Below are 18,641 nucleotides of genomic sequence, written 5' to 3'. Positions count from 1 at the left end.
CAGAATTAATATATGTTTAGTTTTATTCAATTACAAACAGACACCATTGCAAACGCCGCATCAAACGTAGTTATCGAAAAAATTGCACCAAATACTGAAATCTCAGTTTTAGGATTCATACTAAAAGGAGGTTTTTTCCTGATCCCGATCGCTATCTTATTATTCTATACTTTTTATGTTATTATAGAACGTTATCTATATATCAGTAAAGCTTCAAAAATCGATGCCAGATTAATGCAGGATGTAGGGGATAAACTAAATGCCGGAAATATTGAATTAGCCAGAACAATTGTAGAAAGAAGTAATACGGCTGCCGGAAACATTTTGAAAGAAGGAGTTTTAGTTATTGGAAGGCCAATTGCTGAAATCGAATCAAATATGGACCGTGCCGCTGATATCGAAATTGGTGAAATGGAACGTCGTTTAGGTCACTTGGGACTTATTGCAGGTATTGCGCCAACTTTAGGTTTTATTGGAACAATTTCCGGAGTTATCAAGATTTTCTACAGTATCTCAGTAACAGAGAATATTAGTATCGGAAACATTTCAGGAGGTTTATACGAAAAAATGATTAGTTCCGGTTCCGGACTTATTGTAGGTATTATTGCCTATAGTGCTTACCATTTACTAAACGGAAAAATTGATGATTTTGCTTTAAAAATCCAGAAACAAATATTAGAATTTGTCAATATAATTCAAAGAGCATAAGGTATGTCTATTAAGAGAAAAAGAAGATTTCATGCCGAAGTGGCGACTTCATCCTTGAGTGATATTATGTTTTTCCTGCTGTTGTTTTTTCTTATTATCTCAACACTTGCAAATCCTAATGTTATCAAAATGACTTTGCCAAAAGCGAAATCAAATGAAAAAACAAACAAACAACTGATCAGTTTATCAGTTACCGAAGATAAAAAGTTCTACATTGACAAAGAACCGGTAGATTTCGAAAATCTTGAAACCAGCTTAATGTCAAAAATAGGAGCAGACAAAGACCAAACCGTTGTAGTTCGAATTCCGTTTAATTTGCAAGTACAGGATTTAGTCGATGTATTGCAAATAGGAGTGAAGAACAATTTGAAATTTGTTATTGCTACAAGCCCAAAGTAAAATTATCATTATGGCGTGACCACAATAAAAAAATGGGCAAATCAGCAAAACGTTGATTCGCCCATTTTTTTATTCCGGTCGGGCTATCCACGCTACTTCGGTAGCCAGCTCCTATCCCTCACGCGGAAGAAGAAAGAGAATAGAAGAAAGAGTATAGAAAAAAGAAAAAAGAGGAAAGAGAATAGATTAAAGGAAAGTTGTATTGAGTCTGTCATTGCGAGGAACAAAGCAATCTCACTAGAATTAAGCACACAATCTTGTCATTTCGACGTAAGGAGAAATCTTCGCAAGTAACTCCGCAATCAATATCCAATCTTTGTCGAGCATCTATTGTGATTTCTCCCTTCGCTCGAAATGACAAACCCAGACGAACAAAATAAATTAATAAAAAAAGGCTTTCTGAAATTTCAGAAAGCCTTTTTTTATTTTATATAAATTGATGAATCAGTTCATTAGTCCAAACTAAAATTATAGATAATTTTCCCTACTTGTTTTGCAGGTGCATTATCATCAGCATCCCATTTTGTATTCAAGGCAGCAATTTTTGCCTGATCCAGTAAACATCTTGCTGTATTTGTAGTTCCTTTTATTCCCGGGACAGCACTGATCGTTTTTCCGTTTTGATCTACTGTAACTTCAACTACAACTTTTCCTTCTTCGTTGCAAGTATATTTTGGTGCAGGTTTAGATAAAGCTTTTCTTCCGTTTAATGAATAACCTGATCCGCCGCCAGAACCTCCGCCGCTTCCGGCTCCATAACCGCTTCCGGTTCCAACTCCATTTCCTGTACCGTTTCCTCCGCCTGTTCCGCCACCAGAACCTCCAGTGCCGTAATATCCTCCAGAGCTTAAACTTCCGCCGGCTTTTCCTTTATTTCCTGCTGCTTTATCATCGCCATCGCCACCTTTGTTAGAACCTTTTAAAATACTTGATAAAGCATCGTTTGTAGAGTTCGAAACTTTTGGTTTCTCCGGAACTGGTTTTGCTTCCGGTTTTACAACTGGTACAGATTTCTTAGGTTTTTCTTTCGTTGGAATAATAACGTCTTCTGCAGTAGTAGCCGTATTTTCTTGTGTTATAATTGCTTCTTCCGGAGTTGCTTTTGCAGGAGTTTGTTTCGTTTCGTTTTTAACATTCAAAACTTCACTTTTATAATTTGCTCCAGATCCTAAATCACTGTCTCCAAAATTCACCGTTACACCGCCACCGCCGCCACCTTCAGCAAGTGCTGCATTATTTTCAGGATTGTAAGGAGGCCAAAAACGAATGAAAAATAAAAGCAATAACAATACAGCATAAATAGCTGTAGATATTAATAATGATTTTCTTTTATCTGAAGAATCGGTAGAAGTCATTTAGATTCTGAGTTTTGTAATAGTATTTAATAAAAACGTTTAAAAGTAGTAAAAATTGTTTAGAATGAAAGGGCCAGGCTTAATTTAACCGCAAAGCTCGCTAAGGTTTTTCGCAAAGTATGCAAAGTTTTGTTGAGTTGCTTTAAACTAACTTTGGTAAGTTCACAAAGCTGTTTTATCTAATCTTGCAAAGTCGCAGAGTCGCAAAGAAAAACTTAAAAAAGAAAAACTTTGCGACTCTGTGTCTTTGCGAGAAATAAATTAGCGTGCTTTGCGTAAACCCTTGCGAACTTTGCGTTTAAATTTTTAAATAAAAAAAGCGAGCTAAAATTTAGCCCGCTTAGAATGAATGTATAAAGAAAATTATACTAATTGTTTCAATGCAATTTCAAAAGCAGTTGCACTAATATTTGTTTTAGATGGATTTAAAGCGTGAGCTTTTACAATCGCATTTTTTATAATTTCTGATGTGTCATTAAAAATAGCTTCATCTGTCATTTGAACTTTTTTCTCCATGAAATAAGCAAAAACCCTTGCCATTCCGCAATTTGAGATAAAGTCCGGAATCAAACTTACTTTATGATCTACTTCCTCCATAATAGAACCAAAGAAAATTTCTTTGTCAGCAAAAGGAACATTTGCACCACAAGAAATAACCTCTAATCCGTTTGCAATTAAGCTATCAATTTGAGTTTGTTGAACCAATCTTGATGCAGCACAAGGCGTGAAAATTTCAGCACCAATAGTCCAGATTTTTGAGTTGATTTCTTCAAACGGAATCATATTATCGGCAACTAATTTATTACCGTCTTTGTTTAAGAATAACGTTTTAATTTCTTCAAAAGAAAAACCTTCTTCTTTAATTAATCCACCATCGCGATCAATAATACCAATAACTTTTGCTCCCATTTCGGCCAAATAAAAAGCAGCTGCAGAACCTACATTTCCAAAACCTTGTACGATTGCTTTTTTACCTTTTATATCTCCGCCATAAGTTGCATAAAAATGACGAACCGCTTCGGCAACGCCATAACCTGTGATCATATCGGCCACAGTATATTTTCTGGTTACATCCGGTGAGAATTTAGGATTTTCAATTACCTTGATAACTCCCTGACGTAATTGACCAATTCTATTTATTTTATCAGCTTCTGTTGGTTTAAAGTGACCGTTGAAAACGCCTTCTTGCGGATGCCAAACACCACATTCTTCAGTCATTGGAATAACTTCGTGGATTTCATCAACATTCAAATCTCCACCAGTTCCGTAATAACTTTTTAATAAAGGCGAAACCGCTTTGTACCAACGTTGCAAAACACCTTTTTTACGAGGATCATTTGGATCAAAATTTATCCCGGATTTTGCGCCTCCAATTGCTGGTCCGGAAACAGAAAATTTAACTTCCATTGTTTTTGCCAAGGATAAAACTTCATTCATATCTAATCCTTTTCTCATTCTTGTTCCTCCACCTGCAGCTCCTCCGCGTAGTGAATTAATAACAGTCCAGCCTTCGGCTTCTGTTTCAGAATCTTTCCAGTTAAAAACAATTTCAGGTGGTTTATTTTCAAATTGCTGTAATAAATCTTTCATTTTGTTGAGATATGTTTAGTTTGCGTAAAAGTATAAAATAGAATAATGCGAATAATGTATTGTGCATCAATTTTTATTAAACAAAAAAAGAAAGCCGAAAACAGTACGTTTTCGGCTTTAGAATATTTTTTAAATGTAAATTATATTCCTAACAAATGCTTTTTCAAAGTATCATCTACTGGTTTATCAGAAAGCCAGATTCCGAATAATGCTTTTTTGAAATCAAATCCGGAAACTTTTCCTTTTAGAACTTCATTTTTATAAACATTGATAGTTTGGTCAAGTGGATTATAACCTAAAACAAATACATCTTTCTCTGTAATTGCATCACTTAGTAATTTTTTGAATTGTTCGATTCTTGGTCTTAATTCTTCAAGATTGCTTCCTGCAGATTTTTCGAAACCGGCATTCATTGCTTTTGTCAATTTGTTTGAAGATACCATCGATGATGTTATTTCAATTCGAATCGCCATTTCAGTATCACTGTCAATAATAAATTGAGGATCCTGACTTAATTGAGATAAATATAAAGCCTGAACGTAAACTTCGAGCCACATTTTAGATCTCCCGCCAGCACCGTTAAGTTGTAAAGTTTTACCTTGAAATTCAATTTTTCTAGGAACTGTAACACCATTTACCTCCAGTTGAGTCTGGGCTGTAACGGTAGAAAATTGTACGCTTAAAAGAAGAGTAAGTAATAGTAAAATCTTTTTCATGTTCTGTCAATTTTATAATTTTTAGGCAAAAATAATGTTAATTTATCAATTAAACGACGTTTTTAAATAAGTTTTTTTTTATTGTGTTTTTCTTTTTTTTAGCTTATTTAATTAATAATCAAATTAGTAAGAGTAGTTTTACGTCGTTTTTTGCCTTTTAAGATTTGTTTAATGTTTTTGAAGTTGTAAAACGTATATAACTTTTGATTTTTAGTGTTTTTCTAGTGTATTTATATTCTTAAAATTTAAAGAAAACGTTGCAAACTTACTGCCAGTATTGCTAAATTTCGTTATTATTACGAAAACGTTATCGTAATTGTTGCTGATCTATTAAATTTATATGCATGCATTGTTAATTCCAGTTTTAAAAATTATCTTTGGGAGCCTTTTCAAGGAAAAAAATAATTCAAAAAACAAAAATAACCATCTGTAAAATCCTCTTCCAAAATTTGATTTACAGAAAACAATAAAACAGATAACTATGGATTTTAATCTTACCGAAGAACACTTAATGATACAGCAAGCAGCAAGAGATTTTGCTCAGAACGAATTGTTGCCAGGTGTTATTGAGCGTGACGAAAAACAAATTTTTCCAACGGAGCAAGTAAAAAAAATGGGACAATTAGGATTCATGGGAATGATGGTTGATCCTAAATACGGAGGAAGTGGTTTAGATGCTATTTCGTATGTAATTGCAATGGAGGAAATTTCTAAGGTTGATGCATCCGCTTCAGTAGTTATGTCAGTAAACAACTCATTAGTTTGTTGGGGTTTGCAAGAATTTGGAACCGAAGAACAAAAACAAAAATATTTACCGGGTCTTGCATCTGGAGAAATTCACGGCGCATTTTGCTTAAGTGAGCCGGAAGCGGGTAGTGATGCGACTTCGCAAAAAACTACTGCCGTTGATATGGGAGATCATTATATCGTAAACGGAACGAAAAACTGGATTACAAACGGAAACACTGCATCGGTTTATTTGGTAATTGCCCAAACGCATCCGGAGAAAAAGCACAAAGGAATCAATGCTTTGATTATGACTAAAGATATGCCAGGTTTTTCTATTGGTCCAAAAGAACAAAAAATGGGAATTCGTGGTTCTGATACACACTCTTTGATGTTTAGTGATGTAAAAGTTCCTAAAGAAAATAGAATTGGAGAAGACGGTTTCGGATTTAAATTCGCTATGAAAACCCTTGCTGGGGGACGTATTGGGATTGCATCTCAAGCTTTAGGAATTGCTTCAGGAGCTTATGAACTGGCTTTGAAATATTCGAAAGAACGTAAAGCTTTTGGAACAGAAATTTGTAATCATCAGGCAATTGCTTTTAAACTGGCAGATATGGCGGTTAATATAGAAGCAGCTCGTCACTTATGTATGAAAGCAGCCTGGGATAAAGACCAACAAAAAAACTACGATGTAAGTGGTGCAATGGCAAAATTATTTGCTTCGCAAGTAGCAATGGATACGGCAGTAGAAGCAGTACAGATTCACGGAGGAAACGGGTATGTAAAAGAATACCACGTAGAACGTTTTATGCGTGATGCAAAGATTACCCAGATTTACGAAGGAACTTCAGAGATTCAGAAAATCGTAATTTCAAGATCAGTTATTGCAGGATAATTTTCGATTTAATTTTATATAAATACCCTTTCAGCTTTTTTGGCTTTGAAAGGGTTTTTTTATAATTATTTTTTTTACATTTCAGAAGTTTATTGTTTTAAACCAATAATTTACCTAAAATTACAATCTCTCTATGAAAAAAATATACTTTCTACTTCCGATTGCTTTATTAGCCTGCAAGTCAAATCCAACAGCAGTAAGTGAAAAAGCTACAATAGCAACTTCTAAACCCATTGAGATTAGTTATAAAGTAGAACAAAACGAAGTCTCGGATTTCCTGAAATATCTTTCTTCAGATGAATTAGAAGGCAGGGAAACCGGAACTAGAGGAATTGAAAAAGCAGCATTGTTTTTAGAGGATTTTTTTAAGAAAAATAATGTAAAACCTTATTTCACATCTTATAGAGATACACTTACTAATTTTAAAACCCCTGCATATAATATCGTTGGATTCTTAGAAGGAACTGATCCTGTCCTGAAAAAAGAGTTTATTGTTTTAAGTGCACATTATGATCACATTGGTTTAGAGAAAAACAAACAAGGTGATGTTATAAATAACGGAGCAAATGATGATGCATCAGGAGTGACAGCTGTCGCGGAACTGGCAAAATATTTTAGCGTGACAAAATCTAATAAAAGAAGCCTATTATTTGTGTTTTTTGCAGGAGAAGAAAAAGGATTGTTAGGTTCTAAAAGTTTAGTGCAAAAACTAAAGAAACAAAACTTCAATTTATACACACAATTAAATATCGAAATGATTGGTGTACCTATGAAACGTGATTATCTGGCTTATGTTACAGGCTTTGACAAATCGAATATGGCTCAAAAAATAAATGAATATACGGGTAAAAAAACAATTGGCTTTTTGCCTAAAGAAGCCGAATATGAATTGTTCTACAGATCAGATAATTATTCTTTTTATGAAGTATTCAAGAAACCGTGTCAATCAATAAGTACTTTTGATTTTGAGAATTTTGATTTTTATCATCATGTTTCAGACGAATTTAAAGTAATGGATGTTCCTCACATAACTTCTTTTATTCAGGAGTTTTTACCTGCGGTTACTAAAATTGCCATTTCGCCAACACAAGAAATTACAATGAATAAATAACCGGACTATATTATTGGATTTGCTTATTTTTGCCTTATGAAAAATATTATTGTTACCGGAACCAGTAGAGGAATTGGTTACGAATTAGCATTGCAATTTGCAAATGCTGGAAATCAGGTTTTAGCCATTTCAAGAAAAATACCTCAAATACTTTTAGAGCATCAAAATGTTACTTGTCTTTCAATTGATTTGGCAGATGATAGTGCTTTGCAGGAAGTAGATAAGTTTTTATCATCGACTTGGAAAAAAGTAGATGCAGTTGTTCACAATGCCGGAGCTTTATTATTAAAACCTTTTGCAGAAACAACTCAGGCTGATTTTGAAAGCATTTATAAAGTAAATGTTTTTGCTGTGGCGAATCTTACCAGAATTTGTCTGCCGTATCTTCAAAAAGGAAGTCATGTCGTAACTATTAGTTCAATTGGTGGTGTAAGAGGAAGTCTTAAATTTGCTGGATTAGCAGCTTATAGTTCCAGTAAAGGAGCAGTAATTACCTTAACAGAATTATTAGCCGAAGAATATAAAGAACAAGGAATTTCATTTAATGTTCTGGCTTTGGGTTCTGTTCAGACTGAAATGCTAAATGAAGCTTTTCCGGGTTATCAGGCGCCAATTTCTGCTGACGGAATGGCAACATATATTTATGATTTTACCCTGAACGGAAATAAATATTTTAACGGGAAAGTGTTAGAGGTTTCGTCAACGAATCCTTAATTATTTATAGATTAGTAATTGTCAGGCTGAGCGAAGTCGAAGCCATTTTGTTATTTCATTTGATTAAAAAAAAGATACTTTATAACTCATAATTATTTTGAACGAAACATTAGCCAGATATATACCGGAACATGCTGTAAAGCCTGTGTTTGATTTGATTGTTGCCAATCAGGTTCATCTTAAAATCGTAAATGAGCGTCAAACGCGTCATGGAGATTATAGGAGAGGACCAAGCGGCAAACATGAAATCACGGTAAATGCCAGTTTAAATAAGTATCGTTTTTTGATTACGTTGATTCATGAGATTTCACATTTAGTGGCATTTGAAAAGTTTGGGCGACAAATAAAACCTCACGGAAATGAATGGAAACTTACTTTTCAACGTATGATGGTTCCTTTTATTCGTCCGGAAATTTTCCCCGGGCAATTATTGCCCTTATTAGCAAGGCATTTTAAGAATCCGTCTGCTAGTAGTGACACCGATACTACTTTGTCTTTGGCTTTAAAGCAATACGATGCGCAAAACGACAAAAATTACGTTTTTGAAATCCCTTATGGAAGTGTATTCAGAATCAAAAATGGAAAAATATTCAAGAAGTTAGCCGTTAGGACCAAACGTTTTGAATGTATCGAAATAAGCTCAGGAAGAACGTATCTTTTTAATCCAAATGCTGAGGTAGAATTGATAAACTCACATTAGGTTAAATCCCAAAAAAAGAAAAAATCCCAAATCCCAATTTTAAAAATTGAAATTTGGGATTTTTTTATTGAGTTCTTTCAGAATTGGATCTTTGAATTTTATCCTTTAAGATATGCTTCTCTCACTTTTTTGAATAAGTTCGAAGAGTAAACAAATTTCACAATATCTTTATTATCTGTTCTAAAGATTTCTTCTTTAGTTCCCTGCCACGCTTTTACACCTTTTTTCAAGAAAACAATATTCTCGCCAATTTCCATTACCGAGTTCATATCATGCGTATTAATTACGGTGGTGATATTATATTCTTCGGTAATTTCTTTGATCAGATTATCAATCAAAGTAGAAGTGTTTGGATCAAGACCAGAGTTAGGTTCGTCACAAAACAAATATTTTGGATTATTTACAATCGCACGGGCAATTGCCACACGTTTTTGCATACCTCCGGAAATTTCAGAAGGTAATTTTTTATGGGCATCAACTAAGTTAACACGCTCTAAAACAAAATCAACACGTTCCTGAATTTTAGCTTTGTTATCGTTAGTGAACATTTTCAAAGGAAAAGCGACATTTTCTTCAACAGTCATTGAATCAAATAAAGCACTTCCTTGAAAAACCATTCCAATTTCAGTTCTTAATTCTCTTTTTTCGTCCGGATTTAATTCAGAATAAACTCTTCCGTCAAATTCAATTGTTCCGGAATCCGGCGTATGAATGCCTAACAAAGTTTTTAATAAAACGGTTTTTCCGGATCCACTTTGTCCTATAATTAAGTTGGTTTTTCCAGTTTCAAAAACGGTCGAAACCCCTTTTAAAACTTTACTGTCACCAAATGATTTTTCTATGTTTTTTACTTCTATCATTATCCTAATAATAATTGAGTTAATATATAATTAAAAAGAATAATACAAACAGATGTCCATACAAATGAAACTGTACTTGCTTTACCAACTTCTAATGCGCCACCTTTCATGTAATATCCGTGAAAAGACGGAATTGTAGCCAATAACATTGCGAAAATTAAAGTTTTAATAAAGGCATATGTAATGTGGAAAGGAATAAATTCCATTTGTGCACCCTGAATAAAATCCTGGCTGGTCGAAAATCCTCCGTATGCACACGCAAGCCATCCTCCAAAAATACCAAGGAACATACTAATACCAATTACAAAAGGATACATTAATAAAGCTACTATTTTAGGAAAAACAAGATAGTTCAATGAGTTAACACCCATAACTTCAAGAGCATCAATTTGTTCTGTAACACGCATTGTACCAATACTGGATGTGATGTAAGATCCCATTTTTCCGGCCATAATTACCGAAATAAAAGTAGGAGCAAACTCCAAAATCACAGATTGACGTGTAGCAAAACCAATTAAATATTTTGGAATTAAAGGATTAGTTAAGTTTAATGCAGTTTGAATAGCAACAACTCCTCCAATAAAAAAAGAGATAAAGCAAACGATGCCAAGAGAGTCAATTATTAAATCATCAATTTCTTTGAAAATCAATTTTTTCATAACAGGCCATTTAGTCTGTTTGTTAAAAATTTCTTTCAGCATTAAAAAATATCTTCCTATTTGAGATATATAACGAATTAGCATCATAATTTTAGTAATATTGGCTAAATTAAGGATTAGTTTACAGTTTACACTTTCAGTTTACAGTTTTTTAAGTTTTAAAAACTAAAAAAGCTTCTGTTTCATTTTTTGAAAACGATAATTTCTTATAAATTTAGCTTGTTCGGGGGAGACTAATAAAGGTGTTTTGGCTTTTTTTGCTTTCCAGAATCCTCTTATGTAGTCAAGAAATAAAAATGGTTTTTTCTTCATCATTGCCAGCTTTGCTGATGCAATTGCGGTAATCCAAAAACCGTATCCCAGTGTATAAAAAGCTTCTCCTTGTTTATAACGTGCTGTTTTGTTGTAATTTGCGCCTGTTGGTTTAAGGTGTTTTACATGTAAAGATTCGTCAGTAACTATTTTCCAATCATAATATTTGCACAGTAATTCATCTACCGTGTCCCAACCCATTGCAGGTTTTAAACCTCCAATTTGCTGATAAGCTGCCGCACGATACGCTTTCAATGCACCACGAATATGATCTTTATCGGTTAGGTTTTCTAGAATCCAATCGCCATTTTTTTCGATGTAACAAAATCCTCCAACCATTCCAATTTTGGGATCAGATTCAAAATGTTTGATAATAGTTTCAAAATAATTCGGCGGGAAAATTAAATCACCATCTATTTTTACAATAATATCATAATTTGAATCCAGCGTTTCGAAACCTTTCTGAAATGCCTGAATTACTTTGCTTCCCGGCATATGAATTGCGTCCGAAGTTTTATTTACAACAGATATAAACGGATTTTCTTTTGCAAATCCCAATACTACTTCTTCTGTTTTATCAGTTGAGTTGTCGTTAACAACAACAACTTTTGATGGCAAAACAGTTTGCGTAACTAAAGATTGCAAAGTCAAGCCAATTAAATCTTGCTCGTTGTGCGCGGGAATAACGATGTAATATTTCATGTAAAAAATTTTAGATTTTAGATTTTAGATTTTAGATTGTTGGTGTCATCTAAAAATCAAAAATCAAAAATCGTTAATCAAAAATCTTAAATCTTGATTTTTTCTGCTACTACAATATAATATCTTGGAGTGAAATATCTTAATAGAGGTCTGAATCCAAACTTTTTCACGGGATGTGTGAATTTTTGGCGATCCGTTATTTTCCAGCCTGTTTTTTCTAAAAGCCAGTCTAGCTGCCAATCTTCAAATTCATGGTAATGCCTGTCCCACATATCTGTTTTAGAACGATATGCCGGTGAAAACCATAAACGTAACGGAATTGAAATTAACAACTTGTCACATTTTACGTTTTGCAGAATGGTATATGGATTCAGCAAGTGTTCGAAAATTTCAAATGCAGTAAAAACGGTATATTCTTCTGTTTGTAGTGCCTTTTGATCGTTGTCTAAATCTTCGCCTTTTGTGTTTTTTACGGTATAACCATTTTCTTCCATTATTTTAGAAAACGGATTTGGTACACCAAAATCAAAAATGGTTTCAGATGTCTTAACGTGTTTTTGTAAAAACTCTAAAGTAAGTTTGAATCTTTTATTTGGAAACGTTTTTTCGTACATAGTCGTTGCGAGGAACGAAACAATCTCTCGTTCTTTATTTTATAATTAGGTCGCAAATATACTAAAAAGTCCGCATTTTAAAATGCGGACTTTCTTAGTTTTCGGTATTCAGTCTCAGTTTTCAGTAAACTGAGACTGAATACTGTGACTGTAAACTATATCTAATATCTATATACAAATGCATTGACATTCATTCCTGCTCCAACCGAAGCAAAAATGACAACATCGCCTTTGTTAATCTCATGATTTTCCAGTTTTCCCTGAATCAGTAAATCATATAAAGTAGGAACCGTTGCAACGCTGCTGTTTCCTAAATCGTGAATACTCATTGGCATAATGTTTTCTGGAGCAGTTTTGTCGTATAGTTTGTAAAAACGTGCAATAATTGCTTCATCCATTTTTTCATTAGCCTGATGAATCAGTATTTTCTTTACGTCATCAATTGCGATTCCGCTTTTGTCCAAACAGCTTTTCATCGCACATGGAACCTGGCTTAATGCAAATTCGTAAATTTTACGACCATACATTTTAATGTATTTAATATCCGGATCTAAATCTGGATTATATGATTTTCCAAAGTACAAGAAGTTGGCTTCATCATTTGCAAAAGTGGCACTTTCGTAAGATAATAATCCTGCCTCATCATCAGAAGCTTCTAAAATTGAAGCTCCTGCACCATCAGAATAAATCATAGAATCACGATCGTGATCATCAACTACTCTCGATAAAGTTTCAGCCCCAATTACCAAAACGCGTTTTGCCATACCAGATTTGATAAACGCATTTGCCTGAAGAACACCTTCTATCCATCCCGGACATCCAAAAAGAATGTCATACGCTACACATTTAGGGTTTTTGATGTCCAATTTATTTTTAACGCGTGTTGCTAAACTTGGTAAAATATCAGATTGATTTGTTCCTGATTTTACATCGCCAAAATTATGGGCAAAAATTATATAGTCTAATGTTTCGCGATCGATTTTAGCGTTTTCAAGTGCTCTTTCGGCAGCAAAAAAAGCTAAATCAGATGAGGTATGTTGATCTTCGGCATAACGACGGTTTTCAATTCCGGTAATCCCTTTGAATTTTTTAATTACAACTTCGTTCGGGTAAGCAAAAGGAGTTCCGTCTTCATTTAAAAAAACATGTTTGTCAAAATCAGTATTGCTTACTTCTTTATTTGGAATATAACTTCCTATGCCTATTATTTTTATTTTCATTATTCAATAATTATCCGATAAATTTATTGCTAAAGTATAAATAAAATCATGATAACTATCATAAAAAATACTATGCATGCATATAATTATGAAATAATAATTATTTGTGGAATATATTGTTTATTTTTTAATGATTTTTGATTTTTACCGAGATTTCAAACGTTTGAGATTGTAGGTGAAATTAAAAAAATGTTTCAAGTTTCAGGTTTCACGTTATGCGAGAACTTGAAACCTGAAACAAAATATAAAATAAAAAACAAAACCCGACAAGTTTAGACCTGTCGGGTTTGGATATAATATTAAAAAACTAATTTTTAGTTTTCCATGTAAGCTTCGATTGGAGCACAGCTGCAAATTAAGTTTCGGTCACCGTATGCATCATCTACACGACGAACAGATGGCCAGAATTTATTTTCGGCGATGTACTCTAATGGGTAAGCCGCTTTTTCTCTTGTATAAGGAAAATCCCAATTGTCAGTTGTTAACATTGCCAAGGTGTGTGGCGCATTTTTCAATACGTTGTTTTTATCATCGGCTGTTGCAACTTCAATTTCTTTTCTGATTGAAATAAGAGCATCACAAAAACGATCTAATTCTGCTAAATCTTCAGATTCAGTTGGTTCGATCATTAAAGTTCCAGCTACAGGGAAAGAAACCGTAGGAGCGTGGAAACCGTAATCCATCAAACGTTTTGCGATATCACCAACTTCGATTCCGTTTTCTTTAAACGAACGACAATCTAAAATCATTTCGTGAGCTGCTCTTCCGCATTCTCCAGTATAAAGAATTGGGTAGTGTCCTTCGAAACGAGATTTCATGTAGTTAGCATTCAAGATAGCGTGTTCTGTAGCGCTTTTTAATCCTTCAGCTCCCATCATTGTGATGTAACCGTAAGAGATTAAACATACTAAAGCAGATCCGTAAGGTGCAGATGAAATTGCTGTAATCGCTTGTTCGCCACCTACTTTAAGGATTGGGTTAGTTGGTAAAAACGGAACTAATTTTTCGTTTACACAAATTGGTCCAACACCAGGTCCGCCACCACCGTGAGGAATAGCGAATGTTTTGTGTAAGTTTAAGTGACAAACGTCAGCACCAATTGTAGCAGGATTTGTTAATCCAACTTGTGCGTTCATGTTTGCACCATCCATATATACTAATCCGCCATTATCGTGGATTAATTTTGTGATTTCGATAATCGAAGATTCAAAAACTCCGTGAGTCGAAGGATAAGTTACCATTAAACAAGATAAATCATCTTTGTGTTCAATCGCTTTTTCTCTTAAATCTTCTACGTCGATGTTTCCTTCCGGAGTCGTTTTAGTAACGATGATTTTCATTCCGGCCATCGCTGCAGAAGCAGGGTTTGTTCCGTGAGCTGATGATGGAATTAAACATACATTACGGTGACCTTCGTTTCTAGATAAGTGGTAAGCACGAATCGCCATTAAACCAGCATATTCTCCCTGAGCTCCAGAGTTTGGTTGTAATGTTGTTCCGGTAAATCCTGTAATTACATTTAATTGCTCTTCTAATTTTTTAAGCATTGTAATATAACCTTCCGCTTGTTCTACTGGTGCAAATGGGTGAATGCTGTTCCAGTTTGGCATTGAAAGAGGCAACATTTCTGAAGCTGCGTTTAATTTCATCGTACAAGAACCTAATGAAATCATCGAATGATTCAATGATAAATCTTTACGTTCTAATTTTTTGATGTAACGCATGATCTGACTTTCTGAATGATGGTTGTTGAAAACATCATGCGTCAAGAAAGAAGATGTTCTTTCTAATGAAGCAGGCAACTGACTTGTAGCAGTTAATTCATTAACGGTGAAAGTTTCTTTTCCTAAAGCCTCAGCAAAAATCGCAATAATTTGGTTGATGTCGTTAATTGAAGTCGTTTCGTTTAACGAAATAGAAATCGTATCAGCATCAACATAGTAAAAGTTTACTTCGTTTTTCTCTGCAATCGCTTTTACTTTTTGAGCATCTGCTTTTACTAAAATAGTATCAAAGTAAGCTGTATTGGTTTGAAAAACGCCTAATTTATTTAAAGCTTCAGCAGTTGTAACCGCCGATGCGTGAACTTTGTTTGCAATATATTGTAATCCTTTTGGTCCGTGGTAAACCGCGTACATTCCGGCCATAACTGCTAGTAAAACCTGAGCAGTACAAATGTTTGAAGTTGCTTTTTCACGTTTAATGTGTTGCTCACGAGTTCCTAGTGCCATACGTAAAGCACGGTTTCCGTTTACATCAATAGAAACTCCAATAATACGACCTGGCATAGATCTTTTGTATTCGTCTTTAGTAGCAAAAAAAGCAGCGTGAGGACCACCATAACCCATTGGTACACCAAAACGTTGTGAAGTTCCAACTACTACTGCAGCTCCCATTTCTCCCGGAGAAGTTAAAGTCGCTAATGATAAAATATCGGCAGCAAAGGCAACTTTGATTTCGTTTTCTTTTGCTTTAGCAACAAAAGCGCTGTAATCGTTTACCTGACCGTATTTTCCAGGATATTGTAAAATAGCTCCGAAGAACTCATTAGAAAAATCAAAGTTTTCGTGATTTCCAACCACTAATTCAATCCCAATAGGAGTTGAACGAGTTTGTAGTATTGATAAAGTTTGTGGTAAAATTTCTTCAGAAACGAAGAACTTGTTTACATTACTTTTCTTTTGATCACGTGTACGAACATCAAATAACAAAGCCATAGCTTCGGCAGCAGCAGTTCCTTCATCAAGTAAAGAAGCGTTTGCAATTTCCATTCCACTTAATTCAATAACAGTAGTTTGGAAATTTAGAATTGCTTCAAGACGACCTTGAGCAATTTCTGCCTGATAAGGTGTATAAGCAGTATACCATCCTGGATTCTCGAAGATATTTCTCTGAATTGGAGCCGGAACGATAGTAGGGTGATAACCCAAACCAATGTATGATTTGAATACTTTATTTTTCTTCCCTAATTCCTGAATATGATTTGCAAACTCGTACTCCGTCATTGCAGGATCCAAATTTAAAGGTGCTTTTAAACGAATGTCATCCGGAAGGGTTTCGTAAACAAGTTGTTCGATCGATTCAACCCCAATGGTTTGTAACATGTGTTGAAGATCTGTTTCTCTTGGGCCAATGTGTCTTAAAGCAAAAGCATCTGTTTTCATTTGTAGCTATCTAATTTTTTAAAGAATGTAATTTGCAAAGTGCATTGTTTTGATCTAATCAAGTGTTACACAAGGTTTATTACATTTTATAGTAAATGTGTTGTTTTTTTGTGGCGCAAAATTAAGTATTATTAATAATTTAATAGGTATTTTTAACTTCAATTTTTATGAAATTTACAACTAATGAGTTGATTTGTTAATAATTGATTAGATTTAAGAAATGAAACTATTAAAACAGATATTCGATTTTTACCTGAATAGCAGTATTCATGTGGCTTTATCCTGTTATGCTTTAGTACGGGTTACGTTTCATGTATTTCATATTCAGTATGATGAGCCAATGGCTCTGTTTGTTTTTTTTGGAACAATTGTGGGGTATAATTTTGTTAAATATGACGCGCTGGTTCGTTTGCAGCAAAAACCAATAGGAAATCAATTGAAAATTATCGCTGTTTTAAGTCTGATTTCGGTGATTTTGGTTGGCTATTATTTTTTCCATCTAAAGCGAATTACACAAATTGTTTCGGTAGTGATTTTTGCAATAACCGCGCTTTATACACTTCCGTTTTTCCCCAATAGAAAAAACGCCCGAAATTGGGCAGGAGTCAAAATATATATCGTTGCACTTTGTTGGGTTGGAGCCACTTTGGTTTTGCCATATATCAATGCCGAAATTCCGTTTTCACCCAACTTTTTTATAAAATGCATTCAGCGCTTTGTCTTAGTTTTTGTCCTGATTTTAGTTTTTGAGATTTTAGATTTGGCAAATGACGATCCGCATCTCAAAACTGTTCCGCAAACAATAGGCGTGAAGCGCACTAAGATTCTGGGATTCTCACTTTTAATTCCGTTTTGGATTGTCGGAATTTTGACATTCACATTTCACGATCTCATTATTAACCTTATTATGGTCGTCATGTTAATGATGTTCATATTATTTGCAAACCCAAATCGTTCTAAATATTATACTTCTTTCTGGGTCGAAAGCGTACCAATTTTTTGGTGGCTCATGATGGTTTTTTTATAAATTGTATTCATGATATTTTATGGAAGAAAACATATACTTTTTAAGATTTAAATTTACTTTTTTACAATTTCTGGCCTTGTTTTTTGGATGGAATTTCTTCATCTGTTTTATCTGGCCTCTTATGATTGAGTCTTACTTTGGCGTTACCATATTCGTTTGTGCTTTTTCTTTGGTTTTTGCGATGGCGCTAAATAATAAATTGATTTTATGGTTGTTTTTGTTGTTTCACATCAATAAAAAAATTGTAATCTTCTATCAAAAAACAATGCTTTATCTAAGTGCATATTTTGGAACTTGCGTTTTTAGCTGGTTTATGCCTCCAATGAGTATTTATGTTTTTCTTGAGCATTTATTTATCAATGCCCTTACCGTTTTTTTGTATTTTACTTTTGTAATGAAGGCTACCAATAGAGAAGACATTTAATATATAATTCTCTTTCAATGCATAATAAAAAAACCGATGTTGTTTTGAACATCGGGTTTTTTATGAAGACATTTAAAATGTTATTTTGGGCGTATCCCTCCGGGTCGGGCTATTCGCTGCAAGTCCTCGCACTTCCTTCGTCAGGCTGTGGGCTATCCGCTTCTATCCCTCACGCAAACCATAAAATCAGAGTTTCATTTTAAAAGAAAGTGAAAGAATCAGTTTAATTGAAATTAATATTTTAAAAATCTGCCCAATCTGCTAAATCTGCTAGAGAAAAAATTTAAAACTATTATTTCGTTTTTTGTTCCATCAAAGCTTTATTCAGATCAGCTTTTGCTTCCTCTAATTTTTTTCTTTTTTTGTCGATTTTTTCCTTGCTTTCTTTGTCTTTAATTGCTTCGTTTAAATCGGCAGTTCTTTCGTTGACTTTTTGTTGTTTTTCTTTTACTTTTTTATCAAGATCCGTAGTTACTGTTTTTGTGGTGCAATTCTTTTTGGTTTTCGAAATAGCATCTTCAACTCCTTTTATTTGGTTTTGATTCCCTGCTTTTTTAGCAGCTGCTAATTTAGTGTTTAACTCACATAATTTTCTTTCACAACCTTTTAAAGTTGCACAATTAGTTTGCGAAAATCCTATAAATGAAATAGCAAAAAATGCTATTGATAAAATTTTAGTTTTTAAAGTCATAAGTCTTTTTTTTAATTTTAATTTAAACTACAACAAAGAGTAGCATTTCGT

18 protein-coding genes are annotated in these 18,641 nt (G+C 33.9%); 8 read left to right on the top strand and 10 right to left on the bottom strand.

All coding sequences use genetic code 11. The annotated features are described in order from the left end of the window. Positions 1 to 12 precede the first annotated feature (12 nt). Both ASF10_RS04810 and ASF10_RS04805 read left to right on the top strand, forming a co-directional pair. On the top strand, positions 13 to 708 hold the full coding sequence (locus ASF10_RS04810; protein WP_055091669.1) for a MotA/TolQ/ExbB proton channel family protein: 696 nt from the start codon (positions 13 to 15) through the stop codon (positions 706 to 708). A 3-nt stretch (positions 709 to 711) separates the two neighbouring features. Next, positions 712 to 1,107, top strand: coding sequence for an ExbD/TolR family protein (locus tag ASF10_RS04805; RefSeq protein ID WP_056246122.1), 396 nt, complete (start codon positions 712 to 714; stop codon positions 1,105 to 1,107). 452 nt (positions 1,108 to 1,559) lie between these two features. Here ASF10_RS04805 and ASF10_RS24210 read toward each other — a convergent pair whose 3' ends face one another. The 3 genes from ASF10_RS24210 to ASF10_RS04790 all read right to left on the bottom strand — a co-directional run bounded on the left by ASF10_RS24210 (position 1,560) and on the right by ASF10_RS04790 (position 4,768). Beyond that, positions 1,560 to 2,462: a hypothetical protein gene (locus ASF10_RS24210; RefSeq protein ID WP_056246120.1), complete on the bottom strand. Its 903-nt coding sequence runs from the start codon at positions 2,460 to 2,462 to the stop codon at positions 1,560 to 1,562. Positions 2,463 to 2,825: 363 nt separating this feature from the next. Further along, positions 2,826 to 4,052: a Glu/Leu/Phe/Val dehydrogenase dimerization domain-containing protein gene (locus ASF10_RS04795; protein ID WP_055091664.1), complete on the bottom strand. Its 1,227-nt coding sequence runs from the start codon at positions 4,050 to 4,052 to the stop codon at positions 2,826 to 2,828. Between the two features lie 140 nt (positions 4,053 to 4,192). Further along, complete coding sequence (locus ASF10_RS04790) at positions 4,193 to 4,768, bottom strand: chalcone isomerase family protein (RefSeq protein ID WP_056246118.1); 576 nt, start codon at positions 4,766 to 4,768, stop codon at positions 4,193 to 4,195. A gap of 481 nt (positions 4,769 to 5,249) precedes the next feature. Here ASF10_RS04790 and ASF10_RS04785 point away from each other — a divergent pair, with 481 nt between their 5' ends. From ASF10_RS04785 to ASF10_RS04770, 4 genes are all read left to right on the top strand, one after another. Continuing rightward, positions 5,250 to 6,392, top strand: a complete 1,143-nt coding sequence (locus ASF10_RS04785; protein WP_056246116.1) for an acyl-CoA dehydrogenase — start codon at positions 5,250 to 5,252, stop codon at positions 6,390 to 6,392. Between the two features lie 133 nt (positions 6,393 to 6,525). After that, positions 6,526 to 7,503: a M20/M25/M40 family metallo-hydrolase gene (locus ASF10_RS04780; protein ID WP_056246113.1), complete on the top strand. Its 978-nt coding sequence runs from the start codon at positions 6,526 to 6,528 to the stop codon at positions 7,501 to 7,503. A 36-nt stretch (positions 7,504 to 7,539) separates the two neighbouring features. Next, positions 7,540 to 8,217: an SDR family NAD(P)-dependent oxidoreductase gene (locus ASF10_RS04775; RefSeq protein WP_056246110.1), complete on the top strand. Its 678-nt coding sequence runs from the start codon at positions 7,540 to 7,542 to the stop codon at positions 8,215 to 8,217. 97 nt (positions 8,218 to 8,314) lie between these two features. Beyond that, positions 8,315 to 8,917, top strand: a complete 603-nt coding sequence (locus ASF10_RS04770) for a SprT-like domain-containing protein (RefSeq protein ID WP_056246107.1) — start codon at positions 8,315 to 8,317, stop codon at positions 8,915 to 8,917. 98 nt (positions 8,918 to 9,015) lie between these two features. Here ASF10_RS04770 and ASF10_RS04765 read toward each other — a convergent pair whose 3' ends face one another. From ASF10_RS04765 to gcvP, 6 genes are all read right to left on the bottom strand, one after another. After that, a complete protein-coding gene (locus ASF10_RS04765) occupies positions 9,016 to 9,777 on the bottom strand; it encodes an ABC transporter ATP-binding protein (protein ID WP_056246106.1) in 762 nt (253 codons plus the stop codon). Then, positions 9,777 to 10,523 carry an MlaE family ABC transporter permease gene (locus ASF10_RS04760; RefSeq protein ID WP_055091648.1) on the bottom strand — a complete coding sequence of 249 codons (747 nt, stop codon included), beginning with the start codon at positions 10,521 to 10,523 and terminating at the stop codon, positions 9,777 to 9,779. The genes ASF10_RS04765 and ASF10_RS04760 overlap by 1 nt, the downstream gene beginning before the upstream one ends. 78 nt (positions 10,524 to 10,601) lie before the next feature. Next, positions 10,602 to 11,450 (bottom strand): glycosyltransferase, encoded by an 849-nt coding sequence (locus ASF10_RS04755; protein WP_056246103.1) that lies wholly within the window; start codon positions 11,448 to 11,450, stop codon positions 10,602 to 10,604. An 86-nt stretch (positions 11,451 to 11,536) separates the two neighbouring features. Next, positions 11,537 to 12,064: a methyltransferase gene (locus ASF10_RS04750; protein WP_056246100.1), complete on the bottom strand. Its 528-nt coding sequence runs from the start codon at positions 12,062 to 12,064 to the stop codon at positions 11,537 to 11,539. A gap of 161 nt (positions 12,065 to 12,225) precedes the next feature. Next, entirely contained in the window at positions 12,226 to 13,284 is a 1,059-nt protein-coding gene (locus ASF10_RS04745; protein WP_056246098.1) for a 3-oxoacyl-ACP synthase III family protein, read from the bottom strand. Positions 13,285 to 13,598: 314 nt separating this feature from the next. After that, on the bottom strand, positions 13,599 to 16,448 hold the full coding sequence (gene gcvP, locus ASF10_RS04740; RefSeq protein ID WP_056246095.1) for an aminomethyl-transferring glycine dehydrogenase: 2,850 nt from the start codon (positions 16,446 to 16,448) through the stop codon (positions 13,599 to 13,601). 220 nt (positions 16,449 to 16,668) lie between these two features. Between gcvP and ASF10_RS04735 the strand changes: the two genes are divergently transcribed. Further along, entirely contained in the window at positions 16,669 to 17,475 is an 807-nt protein-coding gene (locus ASF10_RS04735) for a hypothetical protein (RefSeq protein WP_056246094.1), read from the top strand. A gap of 121 nt (positions 17,476 to 17,596) precedes the next feature. Next, positions 17,597 to 17,899, top strand: coding sequence for a hypothetical protein (locus ASF10_RS04730; RefSeq protein WP_131726505.1), 303 nt, complete (start codon positions 17,597 to 17,599; stop codon positions 17,897 to 17,899). A 292-nt stretch (positions 17,900 to 18,191) separates the two neighbouring features. Here ASF10_RS04730 and ASF10_RS04725 read toward each other — a convergent pair whose 3' ends face one another. Further along, positions 18,192 to 18,590 carry a DUF1090 family protein gene (locus ASF10_RS04725; RefSeq protein WP_056246089.1) on the bottom strand — a complete coding sequence of 133 codons (399 nt, stop codon included), beginning with the start codon at positions 18,588 to 18,590 and terminating at the stop codon, positions 18,192 to 18,194. Between the last annotated feature and the right edge of the window lie 51 nt (positions 18,591 to 18,641).

Source organism: Flavobacterium sp. Leaf82 (assembly GCF_001422725.1).
Lineage (GTDB): Bacteria > Bacteroidota > Bacteroidia > Flavobacteriales > Flavobacteriaceae > Flavobacterium.
This window is presented reverse-complemented; position numbering and strand designations above follow the sequence as displayed.